Consider the following 604-nt stretch of genomic DNA (forward strand, 5'->3'; position numbering starts at 1 on the left):
CTAGAAGCTCCTTCCGGTGGGCGCGGGGCATGACTATCGTCGCCGCACTTATGACTGTCTTCTTTATCATGCAACTCGTAGGACAGGTGCCGGCAGCGCTCTGGGTCATTTTCGGCGAGGACCGCTTTCGCTGGAGCGCGACGATGATCGGCCTGTCGCTTGCGGTATTCGGAATCTTGCACGCCCTCGCTCAAGCCTTCGTCACTGGTCCCGCCACCAAACGTTTCGGCGAGAAGCAGGCCATTATCGCCGGCATGGCGGCCGACGCGCTGGGCTACGTCTTGCTGGCGTTCGCGACGCGAGGCTGGATGGCCTTCCCCATTATGATTCTTCTCGCTTCCGGCGGCATTGGGATGCCCGCGTTGCAGGCCATGCTGTCCAGGCAGGTAGATGACGACCATCAGGGACAGCTTCAAGGATCGCTCGCGGCTCTTACCAGCCTAACTTCGATCATTGGACCGCTGATCGTCACGGCGATTTATGCCGCCTCGGCGAGCACATGGAACGGGTTGGCATGGATTGTAGGCGCCGCCCTATACCTTGTCTGCCTCCCCGCGTTGCGTCGCGGTGCATGGAGCCGGGCCACCTCGACCTGAATGTCTAG

General features: G+C 61.3%; 1 protein-coding gene. It reads left to right on the forward strand.

Features of this window, described 5'->3' with window-relative positions:
* Positions 1–596: MFS transporter (locus tag P3G66_RS31850; RefSeq protein ID WP_258435153.1), on the forward strand; the 596-nt coding region annotated here is incomplete at its 5' end.
* Positions 597–604: the final 8 nt, after the last annotated feature.

This window comes from Rhodococcus sp. C3V (assembly GCF_029269915.1).
In the GTDB taxonomy this organism is placed as follows: domain Bacteria; phylum Actinomycetota; class Actinomycetes; order Mycobacteriales; family Mycobacteriaceae; genus Rhodococcus_F; species Rhodococcus_F qingshengii.